This window comes from Paenibacillus sp. MMS20-IR301, assembly GCF_032302195.1.
GTDB lineage: Bacteria > Bacillota > Bacilli > Paenibacillales > Paenibacillaceae > Paenibacillus_AQ.
Map to the genome: position 1 here is coordinate 1,685,856 of NZ_CP135275.1, position 22,988 is coordinate 1,708,843.

The 22,988-nt window shown below is 53.2% G+C and carries 19 protein-coding genes; 15 read left to right on the forward strand and 4 right to left on the reverse strand.

The features are described 5' to 3' along the window. Nucleotides 1-96: 96 nt before the first annotated feature. Complete coding sequence (locus tag LOS79_RS07510) at nucleotides 97-1,326, reverse strand: aminopeptidase (RefSeq protein ID WP_315417638.1); 1,230 nt, start codon at nucleotides 1,324-1,326, stop codon at nucleotides 97-99. 58 nt (nucleotides 1,327-1,384) lie between these two features. Further along, the gene (locus LOS79_RS07515) at nucleotides 1,385-2,623 is read right to left on the reverse strand and encodes an aminopeptidase (RefSeq protein ID WP_315417640.1); all 1,239 of its coding nucleotides are present in this window, start codon (nucleotides 2,621-2,623) and stop codon (nucleotides 1,385-1,387) included. A 168-nt stretch (nucleotides 2,624-2,791) separates the two neighbouring features. On the opposite strand from LOS79_RS07515, the gene LOS79_RS07520 reads away from it, so the two are divergent. Further along, nucleotides 2,792-3,073 carry a hypothetical protein gene (locus tag LOS79_RS07520; protein ID WP_315417642.1) on the forward strand — a complete coding sequence of 94 codons (282 nt, stop codon included), beginning with the start codon at nucleotides 2,792-2,794 and terminating at the stop codon, nucleotides 3,071-3,073. A 98-nt stretch (nucleotides 3,074-3,171) separates the two neighbouring features. On the opposite strand, the gene LOS79_RS07525 is transcribed toward LOS79_RS07520, so the two are convergent. Next, nucleotides 3,172-4,518, reverse strand: a complete 1,347-nt coding sequence (locus LOS79_RS07525; protein WP_315417644.1) for a TrkH family potassium uptake protein — start codon at nucleotides 4,516-4,518, stop codon at nucleotides 3,172-3,174. 184 nt (nucleotides 4,519-4,702) lie between these two features. Between LOS79_RS07525 and LOS79_RS07530 the strand changes: the two genes are divergently transcribed. Next, the gene (locus LOS79_RS07530; protein ID WP_315417645.1) at nucleotides 4,703-5,065 is read left to right on the forward strand and encodes a VOC family protein; all 363 of its coding nucleotides are present in this window, start codon (nucleotides 4,703-4,705) and stop codon (nucleotides 5,063-5,065) included. Between the two features lie 64 nt (nucleotides 5,066-5,129). Continuing rightward, nucleotides 5,130-5,648 (forward strand): GNAT family N-acetyltransferase, encoded by a 519-nt coding sequence (locus LOS79_RS07535; protein WP_315417649.1) that lies wholly within the window; start codon nucleotides 5,130-5,132, stop codon nucleotides 5,646-5,648. Nucleotides 5,649-5,717: 69 nt separating this feature from the next. On the opposite strand, the gene LOS79_RS07540 is transcribed toward LOS79_RS07535, so the two are convergent. Further along, complete coding sequence (locus tag LOS79_RS07540) at nucleotides 5,718-7,040, reverse strand: hemolysin family protein (protein ID WP_315417652.1); 1,323 nt, start codon at nucleotides 7,038-7,040, stop codon at nucleotides 5,718-5,720. A 115-nt stretch (nucleotides 7,041-7,155) separates the two neighbouring features. Between LOS79_RS07540 and LOS79_RS07545 the strand changes: the two genes are divergently transcribed. The 12 genes from LOS79_RS07545 (at nucleotide 7,156) to LOS79_RS07600 (ending at nucleotide 22,928) form a co-directional block, all read left to right on the forward strand. Continuing rightward, nucleotides 7,156-7,923, forward strand: a complete 768-nt coding sequence (locus LOS79_RS07545) for a DUF1836 domain-containing protein (RefSeq protein WP_315417655.1) — start codon at nucleotides 7,156-7,158, stop codon at nucleotides 7,921-7,923. 85 nt (nucleotides 7,924-8,008) lie between these two features. Then, the gene (locus LOS79_RS07550; RefSeq protein WP_315417658.1) at nucleotides 8,009-9,223 is read left to right on the forward strand and encodes an MFS transporter; all 1,215 of its coding nucleotides are present in this window, start codon (nucleotides 8,009-8,011) and stop codon (nucleotides 9,221-9,223) included. A gap of 415 nt (nucleotides 9,224-9,638) precedes the next feature. Next, nucleotides 9,639-11,324: a TerB N-terminal domain-containing protein gene (locus LOS79_RS07555; RefSeq protein ID WP_315417660.1), complete on the forward strand. Its 1,686-nt coding sequence runs from the start codon at nucleotides 9,639-9,641 to the stop codon at nucleotides 11,322-11,324. An 8-nt stretch (nucleotides 11,325-11,332) separates the two neighbouring features. Then, nucleotides 11,333-12,694: an ATP-binding protein gene (locus LOS79_RS07560; protein ID WP_315417663.1), complete on the forward strand. Its 1,362-nt coding sequence runs from the start codon at nucleotides 11,333-11,335 to the stop codon at nucleotides 12,692-12,694. After that, on the forward strand, nucleotides 12,691-14,916 hold the full coding sequence (locus tag LOS79_RS07565) for a DEAD/DEAH box helicase (RefSeq protein ID WP_315417666.1): 2,226 nt from the start codon (nucleotides 12,691-12,693) through the stop codon (nucleotides 14,914-14,916). Before LOS79_RS07560 ends, LOS79_RS07565 begins: the two co-directional genes overlap by 4 nt. A gap of 497 nt (nucleotides 14,917-15,413) precedes the next feature. After that, nucleotides 15,414-15,887: a MerR family transcriptional regulator gene (locus tag LOS79_RS07570; RefSeq protein WP_315417668.1), complete on the forward strand. Its 474-nt coding sequence runs from the start codon at nucleotides 15,414-15,416 to the stop codon at nucleotides 15,885-15,887. After that, nucleotides 15,871-16,317, forward strand: coding sequence for a hypothetical protein (locus LOS79_RS07575; protein WP_315417670.1), 447 nt, complete (start codon nucleotides 15,871-15,873; stop codon nucleotides 16,315-16,317). The genes LOS79_RS07570 and LOS79_RS07575 overlap by 17 nt, the downstream gene beginning before the upstream one ends. 254 nt (nucleotides 16,318-16,571) lie before the next feature. Next, on the forward strand, nucleotides 16,572-17,948 hold the full coding sequence (locus LOS79_RS07580; RefSeq protein WP_315417674.1) for an extracellular solute-binding protein: 1,377 nt from the start codon (nucleotides 16,572-16,574) through the stop codon (nucleotides 17,946-17,948). A gap of 183 nt (nucleotides 17,949-18,131) precedes the next feature. Beyond that, the gene (locus tag LOS79_RS07585; RefSeq protein ID WP_315417676.1) at nucleotides 18,132-19,022 is read left to right on the forward strand and encodes a carbohydrate ABC transporter permease; all 891 of its coding nucleotides are present in this window, start codon (nucleotides 18,132-18,134) and stop codon (nucleotides 19,020-19,022) included. Between the two features lie 18 nt (nucleotides 19,023-19,040). Beyond that, complete coding sequence (locus tag LOS79_RS07590) at nucleotides 19,041-19,865, forward strand: carbohydrate ABC transporter permease (protein ID WP_315417679.1); 825 nt, start codon at nucleotides 19,041-19,043, stop codon at nucleotides 19,863-19,865. A gap of 91 nt (nucleotides 19,866-19,956) precedes the next feature. Further along, complete coding sequence (locus LOS79_RS07595) at nucleotides 19,957-21,723, forward strand: cache domain-containing sensor histidine kinase (protein WP_315417681.1); 1,767 nt, start codon at nucleotides 19,957-19,959, stop codon at nucleotides 21,721-21,723. Continuing rightward, nucleotides 21,720-22,928: a response regulator gene (locus tag LOS79_RS07600; RefSeq protein ID WP_315417684.1), complete on the forward strand. Its 1,209-nt coding sequence runs from the start codon at nucleotides 21,720-21,722 to the stop codon at nucleotides 22,926-22,928. The genes LOS79_RS07595 and LOS79_RS07600 overlap by 4 nt, the downstream gene beginning before the upstream one ends. Nucleotides 22,929-22,988 lie beyond the last annotated feature (60 nt).

A 22,988-nucleotide genomic window follows, 5' to 3' on the forward strand; every position in this document is an offset into this window, starting at 1 on the left:
GTGAATAAAAACATGAAAAAACCTCCGGGATTTCCGCTAACGGAAATTTCGGAGGTTTGGCTGCAAAAACTATTCATAGCACAGTAACAGTTACAATCAGGCCCAGTTACCGCTGCGGAAGATCGGCTCAGCTGAGCCGTCGTCGTTAATGCCGTCGATATTCATCTCCGGCGAGCCCATCATGAAGTCGACATGCGTCAAGCTCTGATTCATACCGCGCTCAGCAAGCTGGTCCTTGGTCATGTGGATACCATCCTGCAGAGTGAACGCGTAAGCCGCGCCAAGCGCCAGGTGACAGGAAGCATTCTCATCATACAATGTGGTGTAATAGAGAATGCCGCTCTCCGAGATCGGGGAGTGGAAGGGCACCAGAGCCACTTCACCGAAGTAAGCCGCGCCTTCATCCATTGCCAGCAGGGAAGCCAGAGCCTCCTGTCCGACCTCTGCGGTAAAGTCAGTGACCTTACCGTTCTCCAGGGTCAGCGTGAAGCGGTCGATGATATTGCCGCCGTAGCTAAGCGGCTTCGTACTGCTGACTGTGCCGCTGGCTCCGGTCTTCAGAGGTGCCGTGAACACTTCCTCTGTCGGAATGTTAGCCAGGAACGACTTGCCGCGGCTGTTCACCGCACCGGCCTGGCACCAGATGTGGCCTTCAGGCAGCTCGATAGTCAGATCGGTGCCTGGTGCCGTGTAATGGAGCTTGCGGTATTTCTTGGCGTTCAGCAGATCACAGCGCTGCTTGAGTCCGCCCAGATGCTTGCTCCAGGCTTCAACCGGGTTCTCCTGGTCGGCACGGACAGCCTTGAAGATGGCATCCCAGAGCAGTTCAATCTGCTGCTCCGGGGCAGCATCAGGAAAGACCTTGGCCGCCCATGACGGGGAAGGGAAGGCGATGCCGCTCCAGCTGACATGGTTCGCCATCATCATTTCCCGGTATGGCGCCATAGCCTGTCCGGCGGTCTTCTGATTGTCCGCTATCCGGCTCGGCTCTACGCCATTCAGCAGATCAGGATCTGCTGAGATGATCGTCAGAAAGGCAGCGCCGTTACGGGCCAGGTCCTCCAGCTCATCAGCCTGCCACTTAGGCGGCTCTAAGAAGCTCTCAGACGGGGCGAGATCGTACCGGGTACGTGTAACCTGCTCATCCGAATAATTAACCTTAACCAGCTTTGCGCCAGCCTCATAGGCTTGACGTACAATCAGGCGTACCAGCTCAGCCGATACGATATCAGCATTCACTACCAGCGTCTGGCCGGGCTGAATGTTCACCCCGATCTTCACCGCGAGCAGTGCATAATTTTCCAGCTTTTGCTTGAAATCCGGCATAGCTTTTCAGCTCCCTTAACATCTTCTATGTGTGTACTTTTTGGGTCAGCAGAAAGAATTAGAATGCCCAGTTTCCTTTGAGGAACACAGGCTCCTGCGTACCGTCTGCCGTAATACCGTAGATATCCATCTCAGCTGAGCCGATCATGAAGTCAACATGGGTTACACTGTTATTGAGGCCGCGTGCAGTCAGCTCCTCCTGGTTCATGTCCTTGCCGCCCTCAAGGCAGAAGGCATAAGCAGTTCCGATGGCCAGATGGTTCGATGCATTCTCATCAAACAATGTATTGAAATAGAGGATGCCGGACTCAGAGATCGGCGATTTGTGCGGCACAAGCGCTACCTCTCCAAGGTATTTGGCACCTTCATCCATGCTGATCAGGTATTCCAGAGCTTCCTGGCCCTGCTCCGCGCTGACGCTGGTAATACGGCCGTTCTCGAAGCTGATCGAGAAGCCGTCAATAATGTTCCCGCCATGGCTAAGCGGCTTCGTGCTGCGTACAGTACCGTTAACACCGGTTTTCAGGGGAGCCGTGAATACTTCTTCAGTTGGCATATTAGCGACAAAGGAGTGGCCTTTAGCATTGATGCTGTCACCTTGCGCCCATAGATGTCCTTCAGGCAGCTCGATGACAAGATCTGTTCCAGGGGCTATGTAATGCAGGCTTTTGTATTTCTTGGCGTTGAGCACATCGGCCTTCTGCTCCAGCGTGTCCAGATGCTCCTGCCAGGCTGCAACCGGGTCCTCGCGGTCCAGACGGACTGTGTGGAAAATAGCTTCCCAGAGCTTGTCAACACGTTCTTCGGCAGGCAGCTCGGGGAATACCTTGTCGGCCCACGGCTGGGACGGGATGGCAACAATACTCCAGCTGACTTTGTCGGACATTTGCATTTCGCGGTATTTCGTGAGTGCGGCTCCCCGGGTTTTCTGGAAATTGGCGATCCGCTCGGGATCAATGCCTTTGAGCGCATCAGGATTCTCGGCAATTACGGATAAGAAGGCAGCGCCATTCTCAGCGAATTCCGTCAGTTCACCTGCGAGCCAGGTAGGGGCCTTGGTGAAGACCTCCGGCGCGGCATGCTCGAACTGCTGGCGGGTAACGAATTCATCGCTCCAGTTGACCTTGACCTGGCTGGCACCGATGGCGTAAGCTTTGGCTGTAATCAGGCGCACGAATTCGGCTGCGGTAATAGGTGCATTCACGACCAGAATTTGTCCCGGCTGAACATTAACACCGATTTGCACCGCCAGATCTGCATACTTGCTAAGCTTCAATTGATGCTCTGTTTGTGTCATTGCGATTTCCTCCATTTACTATAGGGTAGCTTCTCGGATAAGCATTGTATTAAATTATTAACCGCCGGATGAAAAAAGTCAATTACAGCGCAAAAGGAAAGGAATTGCTTACATATCAATGTTATACTGATTCTTGCGGGTATGATCAGATGAAAGGAAGGAAAGAGTATGAGCCTGGAAATTATAAAAGCAGAAATGAAACGTGTAGAGGATAGAAGCTTTGTAGGGCGGACGGTATTCAAATTGGAGAATCATAATTCTCCGTATGAGATTACTTTTTTCAGCACACGGGGAACCGAATGGGATTACAGCTTAAGCTTCGCCGGTGAGCCGGGAAGTGAAGAGCAGTTCCTGGAAGTAGATGCACTGCTGGAGAATGACGATGAGACCTACAATCAGCTGCTGGATGCAGCCCTGGATACACAGGAGATCCCGGAAGAAGAAGTGTAACCTGTAAACTTGCATTAATAAAAATGCGACCCCGCGCGGACTGGAGATCTACCGCAGAGGGTCGCATTTTGGGTTTCATGTGACAGCCGGTCAGCCGTTTAGCCGATGGTAATATTGCCCTCCGGATAACGGTACAGCTCCTTGCTGTTCTTGGGTTTGAGTGCGTAAGCAAGCGTAAGCGGCCCTGTCCGGCCGACGAACATCAGAATGACGACCAGCACCTTGCCGATCGTAGTCAGCTCAGTGGTCAGGCCCATCGTAATGCCCGAGGTACCGAAAGCAGATACAGCTTCAAATAGTACTGTCAGAAAATCCGCACTCTCTGTCACCGACAGCAGCATAGTGGAGATCACCACGAGCATCAGGGACAGCAGGGTCATTGTAATAGCCCGGTAGACATTATCCTTAGAGATCCGGTGGCGGAACATCACAATATCCTCCTTCCCCCGGAGCCGGGCATAGGCGGTCATGACCAGAATGGCGAAGGTGGTAATCTTGATTCCGCCGCCGGTAGAGCCGGGTGCCGCACCGATGAACATCAGCAGAATCATCAGGAACTGCGTGGATTCCCGCAGCAGCGGAATCTCGATCGTCGTCACACCGCCGGAGCGGGGCGTAATGGCCTGCAGGAACGAAGCCATTATCTTGCCTCCGGCATGCAGCGGCTTGAGTGAAGAGTTCAGCTCCAGCCAGAAGAATACCGCCGCGCCGATCAGGATTAAGGCAGCTGAAGTAGCCAGAACGACCTTGGAATGCAGGGTCAGCCGTTTGCGTTTGGGAAAGTCAATGACATCGGATAAGACAATAAAACCGATACCGCCGAGAAAAATCAGCAGCATAGACGTAATATTGACAACCGGGTCTTCCACATACCTTGTCAGTCCGCTAAAGGGTCCGTGAACATCGCCGAACAGATCAAAGCCTGCGTTATTGAAGATGGAGATGCTATGAAAGATTCCGTAATACACTGCTTTACCAAAGGGCATGTCGAGCACAAACCGCATAGCCAGCAGGATGGCACCGCTCAGCTGGATCACCAGTGAATAGATCAGAACGCGGCGGATCAGCTTCACAATTCCCTGCATCGAGTTCTGGTTCATGGATTCCTGCAGCAGCAGCCGTTCCTTCAGCGAGATGCGCTTGTTCAGCACCAGCGTGATCAGCGTCGCCATGGTGACGAACCCGAGGCCGCCGAACTGGAACAGCACGAGCAGGACGATTTGCCCGAATGCCGTCAGCTGCGTTCCTGTGTCGAGAACAGCAAGTCCGGTAACACAGGTCGCTGACGTTGCCATAAACAGCGCGTCAATGAAGGAGATTCTCCCGCTTGTGGAAGCGGCGGGCAGGGACAGCAGCAGGGTGCCCGCAGCAATCAGCACTACAAAGCCAAGGGATAATATTTTGGGCGGCGTCAGCCTGAGCTGCCCGAACGATAGGTTAGCCAAGTCACATTCTCCTGACATCTTGATAGTGATCTGACAAGATTATAGCATAACTTATATTTACGTCACTAAATAGGCAGGAAATTGCCAAATTTTATCGAAACCAATAGAAATGGATATGCCGTCCTGTTTTTTTGAACACAAGCTTTGCCTATTACTTGTACTTATAGAGGAGGCTATACTTGTTGTGACAAGTCCGATACGTAATCAGGTTGGTGCGGTCTTCATTCCGGTTAGTGATATCGAAAGGTCCAAAAACTGGTATTGCAGCCTGCTTGGGCTGCCGCTTGACGGTGAGATTCTGTTCGGTCATCTGTATGATGTGCCAATGCAGGGGCCGGGAATCGTGCTCGACAGCAGAATTTTCACTGCTGAATCTGTGCTGAAAGTGCCATCCTTTCATCTGCTTACAGACGATATTGATGCCGCCTATGATCATGTCAAAGCAAGCGGAGCAGAGATTCTCACAGATATTGAGCATGATCACTGGTTCAAATTCAAGGATCCCGACGGCAATATGCTGATGATCTGCCGTTCCGGGGAGGCTTAGCATTAAGCCATACCTATATATCGCATAGCTGAAGCATCAGCTTCGAATTACAGGAGGAATTACAATGATAGTAACCCTGAGAGAACTGGCTCCGGAGGATGCAGGCGCACTGCTCAGCCTGCAGCACCGGCTGGATCAGGAAACTGCGTACATGATGCTCGCTCCCGGTGAGCGGAAGTCTGAAATTCAGCAGGTAGAAGAGATGATCGCAAGCTTTGCCAAGGCAGACACATCGATCCTGATCGGTGCCGAAGCCGGCGGCGAATTAGCAGGATATTTATCCGTGCGCGGAGGGAGCTTTAGCCGCAATAAGCACAGCGCCTATATTGTCATCGGCATCCTGAAGCAATATCAGGGTATGGGGATCGGCAACGGTTTATTCATAGAGATGGACAGGTGGGCGAAGGCGAGCGGGATCGTGCGCCTGGAGCTGACGGTGATGATACATAATGAACGGGCTGTAGCGCTTTATACCCGGCAGGGGTTTGACATTGAAGGCGTGAAGAAAAAATCACTGCTCGTTAACGGGGAATGGGTCGACGAATATTACATGAGCAAACTATTTACTCCCGCACTAATATAAGCACTATTCAAAGGCAAAGGCGCTTCCCCGGAGGGAGCGCCTTTGCCTTTGTAAATGTATTAATTTATCCTACTCGCTGTGCACTGGAGCATCCTCGGCAACCTGCGGGTGAATGACAATCTCAACCCGGCGGATCCGGTGGCGGTTCATCTCGCGGACAGTCAATGTAACATGCCCGTACTCATGGCTTTTGCCGACAACCGGTTCTTCCAGGTGGCTGTACAGCCATCCGCCGATCGTAGTCACTTCCTCGTCATGGAAATCGAGTCCTGTAAGATCCTTGATCTCCAGCAGGGACACATTGCCGTCAAACAGATAATGATTGTCGCTCAGCAGCTCAACATTCTTGCGTTCATCACCGTCGAATTCATCGCGGATTTCGCCGACGATCTCTTCCAGGATGTCTTCAATGGTAATGAGTCCTGAGGTTCCGCCGTATTCGTCAAGCAGTAGGGCGATATGTACGCGTTCCTTCTGCATGCGGGTCAGCAGCGTCTTCACCGGCGTTACTTCCGAGACGGTCAGCAGCGGCAGGATCAGGCTTTTGAAATCGAAATCCGGGTTGTTATCGTATTGCAGGTACAGCTGTTTGGTGTTGATCATGCCGATGATATTGTCTTTACTGCCGTCAGCCACTGGGAAACGTGTATACTGCTCTTTACGGATGATTGCAATATTCTCCTGCAGCGAGTGATCGGTGAACAGACATACCATATCTGTCCGGGGAACCATGATTTCCTTGGCCAGCATCTCATCAAAGGTGAAAATCCGGTTAACATAACCGTATTCCGCTTTGTTGATTTTGCCGCTCTCATAGCTCTCGGACAAGATCAGACGGATCTCGTCTTCACTGTGGGCGTCGCCGTGCTCGCTGGCAGGCTTCATCCCGAACATACGGACGAGCAGGTTGGCGGAACCGTTCATGAGCCAAATCAACGGGTACAATACTCTGTAGAACCAAATAATCAGCGGTGCGGTAACCTGACCAATTTTCTCCGGAATGTTTATAGCGGCCGTCTTCGGTGCTAGTTCACCGACAACGACGTGCAGGAATGTTGCGATAATGAAAGCCAGTGCGAACGCGATTGGCTCGCTGACACTGTGGCTCAGATTCGTCAGGTCGAATACGGGAATGAGCAGCTGCTCAAAGGCAGGCTCTGCAAGTGCCCCGATTCCGAGCGCCGTAATGGTGATCCCCAGCTGGCAGGCGGAGAGATAACCGTCAAGGTTGGCAGCTACCCGCTGTACCGCGAGTGCATTCTTCTTCCCGTCGAGCACCATTTGGCTGACCTGGCTTCCTCTTAATCTCACTACTGCAAACTCCGTTGCTACAAAAAATGCGGTTAAAATAATCAAAATTGCCACGAGCGTCAAACTAAGTCCTATACCCATATAATCTTTACCATCCCTTTCGTCCCTAAAATAGGGTATACTCATATTATGAGTTCATATGAACCTATTGTACGAACTTTTCAGTGAAATATCAAATGGTGGAGGGTTGCCATCTATGGAAGCTTTTACACTTAGCCGGATAGAGATGTCCGGACTATTACTGTCTCTAAGTGAACACTCGGAGCGGAGGCCGCTCCATATTCTGCAGGAAGCCTGGACCAAATTCCACCGCGAAGAGGTCCGTGAGGGGACGTCATTGCCCGCTTTTCTGTCCACCGACATTCCTCCGATTCTGCACAAGCTGATCAAAGGCGGCAGCGTCAAGGGACTGTCCCTTGGTGAAATCGCTGCGCTCGGCAGTCTGATTGAGTATTCCACACTGTCCGTCACGGCTATGCAGAACTGGGTAAAACGGGATTTCAAGGAGTATCTGGGACATCCGCGCGAAGGGAAGAAATATTCAATTAATCAGGCGGCGCTTCTATTTATAATAGATGATCTTAAGGCAGCACTTGATTTCGAGAGTATCCGCCAGCTGTTCCGGATGCTGTTCCTGGCGCCTGAGCGCGACGACGATGATCTGGTTGAGCCGGCACAGCTGTATCACGGTTATGCAGAGCTGTTCGAGGAGATCAAGACCCGTTCCCCGCTGCCGGCGGAAGGACAGGCGCTCCGCGGGAATCCCAGGGAATACTTGTGGAAATCCGACAACGGACTGAGGTCATCCATGGAGGGCATGATGAAGCGGCTCAGCCATCTGACGAGATCACAGCGTGATGCGGTACAGAATATGCTGCTGATTGCGGCGATATCCGTGCAGACCTGTTATTTTCAGGCGATGGCGCGGCAATATTTCAATGCGGTGTTATTCCTTGATTTTTGAACCGCAGGATTCTAGAATGTGTAAGAGAAACTAGTCTTGCCGCGTGCGGGATTAGCCGGAATCAGGGAAGAGGTGCTTAAGCGGGATGGGCGGAATGACGCTGATGAGGAATCCGAAGCAAAGAAAGCTGCTGTTTAGTGCAGGTCTCAGCTGGATGTTTGATGCGATGGATGTAGGGATGATCTCTTTTGTTGTGGCTGCGCTGGCGAAGGAATGGGCGCTCGGTCCGGAAAAGATCGGATATTTAACAAGTATTAATTCCGTAGGGATGGCTGTCGGAGCAGCAGCGGCGGGAATACTCGCGGACCGCTTCGGCCGCAAATCCGTGCTGCTGTGGACACTGCTGATTTTCTCGATTGCCAGCGGCCTGTCGGCATTCGCTGCAGGATATGTAATGCTGAGTGTACTGCGCTTCATCGCCGGCTTCGGGCTGGGCGGAGAGCTGCCGGTAGCCTCAACGCTGGTGTCGGAGAGCATGCCGGTCAAAGAGAGAGGACGGGCTGTCGTGCTACTGGAGAGCTTCTGGGCACTTGGCTGGATTCTGTCGGCGCTGATTGCTTACTTCGTCATTCCGGATTACGGCTGGCGGATCGCTTTTGCCATCGGTGCTGTACCGGCACTCTATGCGCTGTATCTGCGCAAGGCGATTGATGACTCGCCGAAGTTCGCCGAGATTAAGAAGGCAACGGCGGTATCCCTGCGGAATCGTATTGCCGCAGTCTGGTCCCCGGAATACCGCCGTTCGACCATAATGCTGTGGATTCTCTGGTTCACAGTTGTGTTCTCCTACTACGGAATGTTCCTGTGGCTGCCGACAGTCATGGTGCTTAAAGGCTTCAGTCTGGTCCGCAGCTTTGAATATGTGCTGATCATGACGCTCGCTCAGCTGCCGGGTTATTTCACCGCTGCTTACTTCATCGAGAAGTTCGGCCGCAAGTTCGTGCTTGTCATCTATCTGCTGCTGACTGCAGTCAGCGCAGCCTGGTTCGGCAATTCCACGACGGAGGGGATGCTGATGGCCGCCGGTATCTGCTTGTCCTTCTTCAATCTGGGTGCCTGGGGCGGCATGTATGCCTACACGCCTGAGCTGTATCCGACAGCCGTCCGTTCAACAGGTGCGGGTCTTGCCACCTCCTTTGGCCGGATTGGCGGGATTATTGCACCAACGCTTGTCGGCATAATGGTCGGCAAATCGGTGGCGATCGGGTCCATCTTCATGCTGTTCTTCGTAACCATAGTAATCGGTGCAGCTGCCGTTCTGTTCCTTGGGAAGGAAACGAAGGGGATGGAGCTGCAGTAGGGCGGATCGCTTATTTCTATCCGCTATATACAATGAGGCTGTCTCTAAGTAGGAGCTCTACTTACTTGAGGCAGCTTCTTTTCAATTTCAAGGCCTGCTTTCGCTATTGCGGCTCATAGGGGAACTATAGTATATTCATAAAAGAGACGCAAACGAACGTTCCCGTCATCTGCCTGAGTGCAGCGGGATACGCACATTCAAGATCTTGAGGTGCAAGCCAGAGCCCCACATTGTGGGGTTGATTTTCGGGGTCCCCGCAAAGTACCTGAGTAATCCTCGAAGCTAAAGCCCCACATTGTGGGGTTATTTTATATGGAGTAAGTCTAGGCCTGTGTCTGCGTGATTGCCCCGTAGGGCCAATAGGATATGATATAATGGTGAGAATTATTACGGCACACTAATGGAGCGGGTAAGTATGGCTAAAGACAGGCAGGGCCTGCATTTCTCCGAGCTGGTATGGGAGAGTACGGAGCAGAATATGGCGATTCCGCCGCGCAGTTCAGCAGAAGCTGCAATTCCGGTGAAGCCTCCGGCAGGTCCGGGCGCTGCGGGCAGGAGGAAATCTTCCGGGGAAGAAACGGTCCAGCTTCAATTGTGGGACATGGAAGAAACCGCGGAGCCGGTAACGACAACTGAAGGCCAGTTTGTCCACCGTGCCCGGGAGCTTGCAGAACATAAGGAGCCTGCGGCATTGTTTGTTCCTTTCAAAAGCTATTGGCCGACTTACGGGCATATGACCGGCGCGCAGAGCAGGTGGTATTTCTTCTGGCGGGATGAGGTGCGGCAGGGACGTTATCCGAAGACCGACCTTTCTTATATTTTCTTGAATGTGTACGAGCTGCTTAATGGTGTAGGCTGGGACGAGCCGCTGGACGGCTGCCGGCAGCTGAATCTGCTCTGGGAAGCCTACCGGGATCAATACAAACGCCTGGACCAGTACCTTGGCGGCTGGATTGCTGATTTCTCATTCGTGCATAAGCTGGAGATTCCGCTCACGGGCATTGTTGCTCGTTCCCGCGGCCTGGCCGGCGATCTGGCGGAGCTGGAGCTTGTACGCTGTCTGTCCTCGGCTCCGGAGCAGCTTAGCTTCGAAGTGCTGACGGTCATGTCGGATTATGATATCAGCAAGTCCAAATTCTATCTCGGTGACGGCAAAGCAGCGGCGGAGCGGTATATTCCCCAGGTCGTGGCCTTAATTGATGCTTATGTTGCCCGCAAACACGGCTCGAATCTGATCACGATGTTCCCGCCCGGACCGTCAGTTGTCCGTGAGCGTTATTTGTTCCGCAGTGCGGTATACGACATCTCGCTTTATGGTTACTCTGTGCTTGTACCGGTAGTGCGGATCAGCAAGTCCCCTCCGCTGCGCAGTCTGATTACACGATTGTTCCGGCTGACGGAGAACAAGCTTCGTGCGCTTATGGGCTACCGGGGCAGGCTTAAGGATGTCAAAGTGGATGCAGATATGGAAGAGCTGGTGACCCGGTTTCTGGAGCGTGAATTCCGCAAGGCGGAGCAGGAAGAGAAAGGCCCGGCAGTTGTTATTGACCAGCGGAGGCTGGAGCAGCTGGAGACTGATTCCGAGGTGGTGCGGGCACTGCTTACGGTGGAGGAAGCTGCCGAGCAGTTGGGCACTGGGACAACGGAAGATGCACATGATAAACAGAATGCAGAGGATACAGATTTAGACGGCGCTAATACAGATAATAAAGATAGAATTCTGGAAGCTGCGGTAGAAGCTGCTGAAGCTGCTGTAGAAGAAACGGTGGAGGCTGCTATGGAAAAAGTGGTAGAGGCTGCTGCCAAAGCTGCTGTAGTAGAAAAAGCGGATACTCCGTATCCTTCCGGCGATCCGGAAGCTGACAGCTGGATGCTCTTCGCGGCCGCGCTTAGCCCCCTCCAGTGTCAAGCGTTGCTTGCACTGGCAGAGGAAGCCGGACCAGCGAAGGTACAGCGCCTGGCAGCAGGCGGCGGGACAATGGCCGAACTGCTGTTCGATGAGATTAATGAGCTGGCTATGGACATGCTTGGCGATCTCATTATAGACGGCGAAGAGCTGACTGAGGAAAGCAGATCCAGGCTGCATTATATAAAGAGGTGAGAACAGGAATGAGTTCATCAGATAACCTATCAGGAGCGAACCCGTCAGGAGCGAATGTGCTGAAAATACCGAAGCGGATCACTACCGCACTCGTTAACTCGCTGACCGCAGGCGTTGTGCCGCGGATCGGCCTTGAACATATTGCTGTCGGCCGCCGGCCGGAGGTTGAAGCGATTCTCCGCGATATGGAGAATATTGCTGACGGCGGCGCTGCCTTCAAGCTGATTACCGGCAAATTCGGCAGCGGCAAAAGCTTTCTGCTGCAGATCATCCGCAATTACGCTATGGACCGGGATTTCGTGGTCGCCGATGCTGACCTGTCACCTGAACGGCGGCTTGTCGGTACGAAGGGACAGGGACTGGCCACTTACCGCGAGCTTATGAGCCATCTGTCGACCCGCACGCGGCCGGACGGCGGAGCGCTGGAGATTATGCTGCAGAAATGGATTATGACGCTGCAGCAGGCCGTGATGCAGGAGAAGGGCTGTGGTCCGGATGATCCGGGGCTGGCCGGGGAAGTGGAGCAGCGGATCTATGCCGTAGCATCAGGAATGCGCGGGCTTGTGCACGGCTTTGACTTCGCCAAGGTGCTGGCTTCTTACTGGAACGGGCATAAGCTGGCTGATGACGGGCTGAAGCAGGACTCCTTGCGCTGGCTGCGCGGTGAGTTTGCCACCCGTACAGAAGCAAGGAAAGCGCTTGGTGTTGGGGTCATCATTGATGATGACAACTGGTATGACTATATGAAGCTGTGGGCGGAATTCACCGGAGCCATCGGATACAAGGGCTTGCTGCTGTTCATAGATGAAGGAGTGAACCTCTATAAGATTACGAACAGCATCTCACGCCAGAGCAACTACGAGAAGCTGCTGACGATGTTTAACGACACGATGCAGGGCAAGGCGGAGCGGCTGGGCATCTTCGTAGGCGGAACCCCGCAGTTCGTTGAGGATCACCGGCGCGGCTTGTTCAGCTATGAAGCGCTTCGCTCCCGGCTTGTTGCCGGACGATATGCCGGGGCCGGGCTGAACAACTTTACCGGCCCGATTATTGCCCTGGACATGCTCTCCCACGAGGAGATCCTGATTCTGCTGCAGAAGCTGCGGGATATTCATGCCCTGCACTATGGATATGAAGCCGGGCTGACACAAGCGCAGCTGGTGCATTTTATGGAAGAGGCCGTCGGGCGGCTGGGTGCGGAAGAACTGCTCACTGCGCGCGAGGTGGTGCGTGATTTCATGGATCTGCTGCATACGCTGAGCCAGCATCCGGACATTACGTTCGAGCAGCTGGTCGGGGAACGGACTTCGCGGCCTGCCGAGACCGGGCAGAACGAATTGGACGGCTTCCTGGCGGAGTTTGACCTATGAGCGATACTAATCCGTTTTACCGGTTGGCACCATTCATTAAGGAGTTCATCTACAAAAACCGCTGGGAGACACTGCGCGAGGCTCAGGTTGATGCCTGCCGTGTGCTGTTTGATACGCCGCATCACCTGCTGATTGCCTCGGGTACCGCCTCCGGCAAGACGGAGGCGGCCTTCTTCCCGGCACTGACAGAGCTGCACGAGCGGCCGTCCGCCTCCGTGGGCATTCTCTACATCGCCCCGCTGAAGGCGCTGATTAACGATCAGTTCACCCGGCTGAACGATCTGCTGCGTGAAGGGAATATCCCGGTCTGGCACTGGCACGGTGATGTGCCGCAGGCCGACAAAACAAAGCTGATGCAGAATCCCTCCGGGGTATTGCAGATTACGCCGGAGTCGCTGGAAGGGCTGCTGATGAACCGCCCGAATGCCATTCCGGCGCTATTCCATGACCTGCGCTTCATCGTCATCGATGAAGTACATGCTTTCATGGGAGCGGACCGCGGCATTCAAGTGCTGAGCCAGCTGGCGCGGATCTCGCGGATGGCCGGCTGTTATCCGCGGCGGATCGGCCTCTCCGCCACGCTTAGCGACTACGCCTCCGTCACGGAGTGGCTGGCGGCAGGCACGCGTGAGAGCGTGGAGGTCAGTGCCCCGCAAGGCGGGCGCAAGCTGCGCCTGAGCGTGGAGCACTTCTCCTTCCCGGATGCGCGGAATGAGGAGGAAGCCGAACACCTGGAGCGGGCGCGCCAGGCCTATTACGGCTTCATCTATGACCATACGCATGTGAAGAAGGCCTTGATCTTCACGAACAGCCGAACGGACGCCGAAGAGGCGATTCTGGAGCTGCGGCGCATTGCCGCGAAGCGCAGTGAGCGGGATGTCTTCCATGTGCATCATGGAAGCATCTCCGCGATGCTGCGCGAGGAGACGGAGGCTGCGCTCCGCCAGGGTGCGGGGCCGGCTGTGGCTGCAGCGACGCTGACGCTGGAGCTGGGGATTGACCTGGGCGAGCTGGAGCGGGTGCTCCAGCTCGGCGCGCCCTACAGCTGCGCGAGCTTCGTGCAGCGGCTGGGCCGCTCGGGCAGGCGCGGGGACGCCGCCTCCGAGATGATCTTCGTCACGCCCGAGGAGGAGGACGAGGAGGCACAGCTGCCGGCGCGGATGCCGTGGACGCTGCTGCGGGCTATTGCCGTCATCGAGCTGTATGTACGCGAGAAATGGGTCGAGCCGCTGAACGTGCGCCAGCTGCCGGTCGGCCTGCTGTATCATCAGACGATGAGCATCCTTAAGAGCATGGGCGAGGCGGAGCCGGAGGACCTGAAGGAGGCGGTGCTCAGCCTGCCGTCCTTCCGGGGAATTGACCCGGCCGACTATGATGCCTTCATGGAATACATGCAAGGCATGGGGCATATCGAGCAGATGGATGAAGGCAGCCTGCTGATCGGCATGGCGGGTGAGAAGATCGTCAACAATTTCCGTTTCTATGCAGTCTTCAAAGACGATGAGGAGCATGTCGTCTATAACGGCACCGAGGAGATTGGTTCAATTACCACAGTGCCGCCTCCAGGCTACTGCTTCACGCTGGCCGGCAAGCTGTGGAAGGTGGAAGAGGTCGATAACCGCCACAAGGCAGTCTATGTCAAAGGCTCGCGCGGCAAGGTGGATACTTTATGGCTTGGCGCTGGCGGAGATGTCCACACGAGAATTATGACCAAGATCCGCGAGGTGCTGGGTTCTACCGCCTTGTACCCGTATCTTGCCCCAAGTGCTGCCGCCCGGCTGGAGCGGGCGCGGCGGCTGGCGAAGGAGAGCGGCCTGCTAACGCGTTCCGTTCTGCCGGCGGGTGGAGATTCCATGTTCATCCTTCCTTGGGCGGGCAGCCGCCAGTTCCGCACGCTTGAGCGTCTGCTGAAGAATAATCTCAAAGGTCCGCTGGGTCTGCGCTCAGTCGTGCCGATGGAACCTTATTACATGGTAGTCGCAGGTAAGGCGGATGCGGAGACGCTGGAGGAGGAGATCATCGCTGAAACCGGCGGCGTTTCGGATGCTATAGCGCTGCTCGGACCGGATGAGGCGCCTTATCTGGGCAAATATGATGAGTTCATTCCGCATGATCTGCTGCGCAAAGCCTTTTCGCTTGACGGTCTGGATGTGCCAGGACTGGTTAACGTAGTTAAGCAATGGCAGCAGTCAGGCAAGCAGGGAACACCAGAAGAACACTAGAAGATCATTACTGAACAGTAAAATCAGGCCTTCTTTACGATTATCGTAGAGAGGGCTTGTTTCGTTGTTGGGGAAATCCTGAAGCTGAACTGTGAAAATAGTTGGATAATCTACACTTGCTAAAGAACAAAGGAAGCAAGGTCAGCTAACAGTTGGAAAAAGAGCACTTAATATTGGATAAGTAGCCCGGATTAGGTGAAATGTGCAGAAGTAAGATACGTTTATCCACCTAAATGGCCCAATCAAACGAAAATAGCAGAATTAAGATACGTTTATCCACCTAATTCCATTCCGGATGGAAACCGGCTTAAGCAGTCTATTTAGCGGCTACCAACTATAAGAATCTTCGCCTGAAAAGAGAATAGCGGCGAAGCTGACGCTGCGCGGGCAGTTATGTTAAGTTCGCAGGCGGTTATATTCTGTGCCGTGGGTTGTTCTGCAATGCCTCAGAAATCGCATCTTGACATTGGAGTGAACTCCAATGTTATTGTGAATATATGGATAAACAATATTCTATACAACAGGTATCACGGATCCTCGGCATACCGAAGGATACCCTTCGGTATTACGACCGGATTGGGATCGTCTCGCCGTCCAGGGAACACAATTCTTACCGCAGGTACTCGCAGGCTGACCTCACCGATTTAATGAATATCCAAATTATGCAGTATGCGGATTTATCGCTGGAAGACATCAAAGAGAAGTTTCAATTCCGCAAGATGGAGAGTGCAGACCCTGCTTATTATCACGAGCTTGCACAATTCCTCGATGCCAAACAGGCGGAAACGTACCGGAAAATTGCCCGCCTTAACAAGGTAAGCCAGCTACTCGGCGCAGCGGCTGAAACGCTAAGAGATTTTAACCCCGAAAGTGACCGGCGACTGACAGCGTTCGTTCAGCAGATTTACCGGGATCTGCATAAGCAGGATTCCGGACTATCGAAGGGGGACTGTGATGGTGATCAAAATTAACAAAATTAAGAATGGTTATTATCTGCTTGCCGGCGTGCTTGCAATCCTGTTTGCTGTTACGCATGCCTGGAATGGCGAAACCACTGTGCTTCAGGCGCTCCAGGTTAATGAAGCCGCCATGGATACAGCAGTCATATTCAAATATGTCTGGCACATTATCACCGCAGAGAATCTGGTCTTCGGCATCATATTCATTATCTTGTCCTTACAAGGGGAAGGGGCGAAGGCCCGGTTTGCCGCATGGACCATTACTTCACTTCTGTCCGTTCGCCTGCTGGTCATTCTCGGTATAACGGCAGTTTACGATCTTTCGGGACTTAAAGATACGTTTATCGATTCGATAACCATCCTAATCTATATCGCTGTCAACCTATTAGGCATGAAAGTGAAAAAATTGGAGTCCGGAGGTCAGGTCACATCCCGCAGATGAACGGGAAGGTTTGAAGTACTGCCTGAAGATATTGCAATCGTATAGCGTCAGTCTAAGACAGAATCCTCTTGTCCTTAGCTGGCGCTATTCGATTTTGAGGCAACGGAGGAGACGTCACACGCCAAACCAGGCATTTAGAACCGCAAACTGGGCATACCTAGAAAAAACAAACCTTTATTCTGCAGTTCCCACCTTGTTGGAAGCGCTTCATCAGATGATAATAAGCATATCACGAACACAGGGGGCATCTATTAATGGTCAACAGAAAAATGAAGCAAACCGCTGCCATCGCATTCTCCGCAGTTATGGCGCTGAGCCTTGCAGCATGCGGTAACTCGAACAACAATGCGAATACGAATACCAAGGATAACGCAGCACCGAACGCTGCCGCCGGCAGCGGAAACGCAGCAGCAACGAATGCGCCGAGTGACAAGAAAGTTACGATTACGTTCCAGAACATTTATCCGGACCCGGCTACCCCGGCTTACAAAATGATTCATGAGCTGACCGACCAGTACATGAAGGAGCATCCGAACGTTACGATCGAACTGGACACGCTGAACACCGACCAGCAGAAGGTAAAGCTGAAAACCCAAGCCGCCTCCAAAGAAGTGCCGGACATCACCATCGTTAACCCGGCTGCACAGATGAAGCCTTTCGTAGATGCAGGACTGTTCGCACCGCTGAACGATATGCTCGACCAGAACGGCCTGAAGGACACTTACCAGGAAGGCCTGCTTGACTACTACAGCTTCGACAACAATGTGTATGCGCTTCCTGACGGCAACAACATTGAAGTCGTTTACTACAACAAAGACCTGTTCGCAGAAGCCGGCATCGCCGCTCCTCCGACCACCTTCGAAGAGCTGCTGCAGGATGTCAAGATTCTGAAGGACAAAGGCATTACCCCGCTGGCGATCGGTGAAAAGGATTCCTGGACCGGCTCGTTCCTGTTCATGAACATCCTGCTTCGCACCAACGGCGGCCCTGGCTTCCTACAGGACGTGCTTGACGGCAAGAAAACATTCGAAGATCCTGCTTTTGTAGAAGCGGTAGACGCGTTCCAGGCACTGGTTCAGGCTGGTGCATTCCCTGACGGGGCAACCTCGATTGATGCTAACGCTGGCGGTAACATTTTCAAAACAGGCAAAGCCGCTATGTGGTCGATCGGATCATGGGAAACAGGCGCCATTGACGCTTCTCCTGTAGCCGGTAAAGTGGGAGCGTTCCAGTTCCCTACAGTCAACGGCAAGGGTGACCCTAACGAATTCATGCTGGCACCAGGCAGCGCGTTTGCCGTATCGGCGAACAGCGAGCATCTGCAGGAAACGAAAGACTTCCTCAACTTCTTCGCTTCCGAATATCCTAAGAAACAATTTGAGCTGAAGAATGCTGTAGGTATCGGCCAAAAGGTTGACGGCGACCTCAAGGCTGCCGGATACTCGGATCTGGCTGTAAACATTGCCGGCCTGTTCAATCAGGTGAAAGGCGGCGACCTGGCCTTCGATAACACAATGAACCCTGCAACTGCCCAGGTTCACCTTAGCAGCATTCAGAACCTGTTCGTACAGAAGGTAGAATCTGCAGCAGTAGCGAAAGAGCATCAGGCAGCTTTTGAAGCCAACAAATAATTAGCAGTAGTCTCAGCAACGATTCATAGCAACAGCACAGCTGTTCCAACCCGATGCGAAGCGAGCTGATTCCGGCTTCTTCGCATCAGGTTTATCATGAACCTTCAAGAAATCATGCCATTAATAATTAACAGTGTTAATCGTAAATAGATAAAGAATCTGCTTGTTTAGGAGGCGGGAAAGATGAAAGTACTTAAGGTGCCGGCACGCACGATAGCCGTCTTCATACTGCCATGTCTGCTCTTGTACGTGTGCCTTGTGTTTGTTCCCATACTGGTATCATTATATACGGGCTTGTTGAAGTGGGATGGTTTAACTACCTCGCAGTTTATCGGACTTGGCAATTTCAAAGATATGTTCTTAAATGATCCTGTGTTCTGGCCTTCCGTAAGAAGAACACTGCTGTACGCGGTAGCGTCAATGCTGGAAATTCCGCTGTGCCTCGGCATGGCCATTCTGCTTAACCGTTATTTGCGCAAAGCGAATACGCTGGTATCGATCTACTTCACACCGGTAATCCTGTCGGTTGTTATCATCGGACAACTCTGGAAGACCATCTACAACCCTACATCCATGGGGGGCATGCTGAACGGAGTGCTGGTGTCGCTGGGGCTTGAGAGCTGGACGCATAACTGGCTGACCGAACCGAGCATCGCCATGTTCTCGCTGTATCTGGTGTCACTCTGGCAGTACTTCGGCTACCATCTGCTAATCCAGTATACGGGAGTGCAGAATATCCCAGATGAACTATATGAAGCGGCCAAAATAGACGGAGCTGACGGATTTAAGGCGGATCGTTACATTACCATGCCGCTGATCGTTCCGATCTTCAAAATATCAATTATCCTCGCATTTATCGGTTCCCTGCAAGCCTTTGATCTGGTCATGGTAATGACAGGCGGCGGACCGGCGCATGCGACCGATGTCATCTCCACCCATATGTATAACAGCTCGTTCATGTCCCTGAAGTATGGATACGGCAGTGCGATTGCGACCTTCCTGGTTGTCGTCTGTCTCGTCTTTACGGGAATTATCAACATCATCTTCAATAAACTCGAGAGAAAATACAACTAAGAAAGGAGTGCGCGAACCATGCGTAAAGTTAAAAAAGGAATCGTGTATCTTCTTTTTGCCATCCCGGTCGTCACCCAGCTCTATCCGCTTCTTTGGCTGGTGCTGTACTCGCTCAAGACCAACGAAGAAATCCTGGACGGCAGCTTCTTTGCCTTCCCGAAGAAATTCCAATGGCATAACTACTACGAGGCTTATACCTCGGGCAGCTATCTGAGATTCCTGTCGAACAGCGTATTCGTTACGGTACTGACGATGGTCTGCGTAATTCTGCTGGCATCCATGGCGGCTTATGCCATTTCACGGTTCCGCTGGAAGTACGGCAATGTCGTGATGACCATCTTCCTGATGGGAATGATGATTCCGATGCAGGCGACCCTGCTGCCGCTGATGATTATTTTCAAGAATATGCATATCCTGAATACCCACTGGTCGCTGATTCTGCCGTATATCGCCTTCTCCACACCAATTGCCGTATTCATCCTCAGCGGATTCATGAAGGCCATCCCGCATGAGATTGAAGAATCGGCGTTCATCGACGGAGCGAGCGTCTACCGGATCTTCCGCAGCATTATCCTTCCGGTATCTGTACCGCCGGTAATGACCGTGTGCATCCTGACCTTCATCAACATCTGGAATGAGTACATCCTGGCCGCAACGTTCATCTCCTCGGAGAAGCTCAAAACCCTGCCGTTCGGGGTCTACACCTTCGTCAGCCAGTATTCAGTCAACTATGGCAACATCGGCGCCTTCCTCGTCATGGGGGCTTTGCCGGTCATTCTGATCTACTTCTTCCTGTCTAACCAGATTACGAAAGGCATGGTGGCAGGAGCGGTAAAGGGCTGAGCTGCAGCTGCGTAAATTCACACATTGCATATCACTGTAAAGGATTTATAATAGGAAACGGCAGGACAGGATGTTGAAAGGAGAGAGTCCTATGAAAAGCGGCTTTCATTCCATCCATCATCGGTTGTTCTTGCTGTTTCTTTTTTGCATGTCCAGTATTCTGCTTATTGTCAGCCTGCTGTACTATAACCGGACTACGGATCAATTGCATGAGAAGATCAGTGATTTGTCGCAGAAAAACGTCGCCCAGACCGCAGGTCTGTTCACACTCTTGTATAAGGGCTATGATGCTTTGTCCAAATCACTCAGCAATAACTTCGAGATGATTCGTCTGCTCAATGAGCGGACGGATGAGCCGGCGGTAGCTTATATCAATGAGCAGACCGTGACGAATATTATCGGCTCAATTTTTTATTCGCGGGATGATCTCGTGGGCATTCATGTCATTACGGACAGAGGCAAGATTTATAATTACGGGAACTATATGAATGTGGTCGATCCGGATTATGCGCAGGAGGACTGGTATGAGCAGCTGCAGGCTTCCTCCGGTAAAATGGTCTGGCTCGGCGTGTATCAGCACTCTCTGATTGACCAGGTCGAGGACAGTCCTGTATTCGCTTTCGGGCGGCAAATTTATGATCTGAACGAGCATAAGCCGATTGGCATTGTGCTGTACGAGACGAATCCGCAGCCTGTGCTGGACGCACTGGAGAATCTGAAGCTTGGAGAACACAGCCAGGTCTATTTAATGTCTCCAGACGGGAAGTTTGTCACCTCGGCTACAGACCCTACACCGGATGTTGATCATCTGCCGGCGCCGCCAGTCTCACAGAATGTCATGGTCCAGCAGGAGGACGACCGTCTGATCGTCGCCTCCAAGCTGGCGATCTCCGGCTGGTGGGTTATGAGTATTACGCCTGACAGGGACTTAAATGTGGAGCTTATTGAGATGAAGCGCTATTTGCTGATTGTGATCTCCGCGCTGATCCTTGTCTCTACGCTGATTGCGTCCATTGTCTCCCAGACAATCTCTTCACCGCTGAAGAAGCTGATCCGCGAGATGAGGCAGGTGGAGGTCGGGAACTTCCGGGGCATGGTCAATGTGGCTTCCTATCAGGAGATCAATATTCTGGTCGCCTCCTTCAACCGGATGGTCCGGCGGATTGAGGAGCTGATCGAACGGGTGAAGCTATCCTCGGTCAGCGAGAAGAATGCCGAGCTGCATGCGCTGCAGTCCCAGGTCAATCCGCATTTCCTCTATAACACGCTGGATATGATCTACTGGATGCTGGATGAGGAAGGCAATGAGCAGCTGGGTGAGCTGGTGCTGTCGTTATCCTCAATGTTCCGGTACAGCAGCCAGTGGGAGGACGGTGCCGAGGTGACGCTGCGGGAGGAGCTGGCGCAGATCGGCCATTATCTGGCGATCATCTCGATCCGCCTGGAGGGCCGGCTGCAGATTATTACGGAGATCGACGAACGCTGGCTGAATATCCGGGTACCGAAGATGACCGTGCAGCCGGTCATTGAGAATGCGGTCAAGCACGGGCTGGAATCACTCGGGCGTCAAGGCATCCTGAAGGTATACACCCGGGAGGAGGGCTCCACGCTCAAGCTGATAGTTGAAGATAACGGAAACGGAATGAACGGGGAACAGCTGCTGCGGCTGCAAAGCTCGCTTGACGGGGACAGCCCCAAGGAAAGCGGCAAAGGCGGCATCGGTCTGCAAAACCTGCACCGGAGACTCCAGTTCATGTTCGGGGAGTGCTACGGCCTGCAGATTCAAAGCTTTCCGGGAGAAGGAACCCAGGTGGCGATTGTGCTGCCGGTTTCAGTGGAAGGAGAACAGACGACGTGAATATTCTAATAGCCGATGATGAACGGTTCATCCGTGAAGGCATCAAACGCACCATCGGGCAGATTAGTCCGGAGCATCAGGTGTTCGTAGCGGAGCGGGCGGAAGAGGCGGTCAAGATTATGGAAGAGCAGCGGATCCATATCGTGCTGACTGATATTCTGATGCCCGGCATGAGCGGTCTCGAATTCATGAAGATCTCGAAACGGCGTTATCCTTATGTGAAATGGATCGTGATCTCTGCCCACAGCGAATTCTCCTATGCGCAGGAGGCAGTAAGGCTCGGGGCAAGGGATTATCTGCTCAAGCCGATCGGCAAAACCAAGCTGACCGAGCTGATCGACAGCCTGGCTACAGAAATCCAGCAGGATAATCACATCTCCCGCCAGGGCGAGCGGCTGAGGACCAGTCTGCGGTTTCTCCGCGAGGGCGTCTTTCAGCGGCTGGCCTCGGGCCTCGATATCGGCAACCTCGACCTTGAGCCGTTTATTGAGGATTACAACCAATTCTCGCTGGTGCTGATCCAGCTTGATTCCGGTGACCGGAGCGTCCGGCTGGAGCACTTCATTGTCGAGAATGTGCTGTCGGAGCTGATCGACCTGCACGGTCGGGGCTTTGTTGCCAGCTATGACCGGCAGAGCCTGCTCGGCCTGGTCACACTGGCGGATAACATCCGGGTCGAACAATTCCAGGAGGAGGTTAAAGCCCATCTGACGCACTATCTGAAGATCCCGTTTCAGATTATCCACTCGGGTCTATGCTACGACTTCAATACCGTGCCGCTGGTCGTGAAGCGGATGCGTGAGGCTTCAGCCTCCCAGGCACCCCGACTGGAGCCGATGAAAGGCAGCGGCGAGAAGGCGATCGATGTGGCCCTGCATTATATCAAGGAGCATTTCTATGAGGATCTGTCCCTCGAGAAAATGGCTTCAGTCGTCTTCCTCAACCCGGCTTATTTCAGCCAGCTCTTCAAGCAGAAGACCGGGCAAGGCTACAAGGAATACGTCACCTCGCTCCGTCTGGAGCAGGCGAAGCTGCTGTTGCTGAATCCGAAGCTGAAGCTGGCGGACATTGCGGAGCGGGTCGGCTATCAGGACATGCGCCACTTCACGCAGATGTTCCGTAAGAAGTATCAGCTGACGCCGACGGAATACCGCCAGCAGGAGAGCATTAACATCCAAATGAGCAAAGGGAGTCCGCCGCAATAAGCGGGAGTACAGGTGCACGAAGCGTGGATACCCGCGCCTAAGCATAATAAAAAGAAGCTG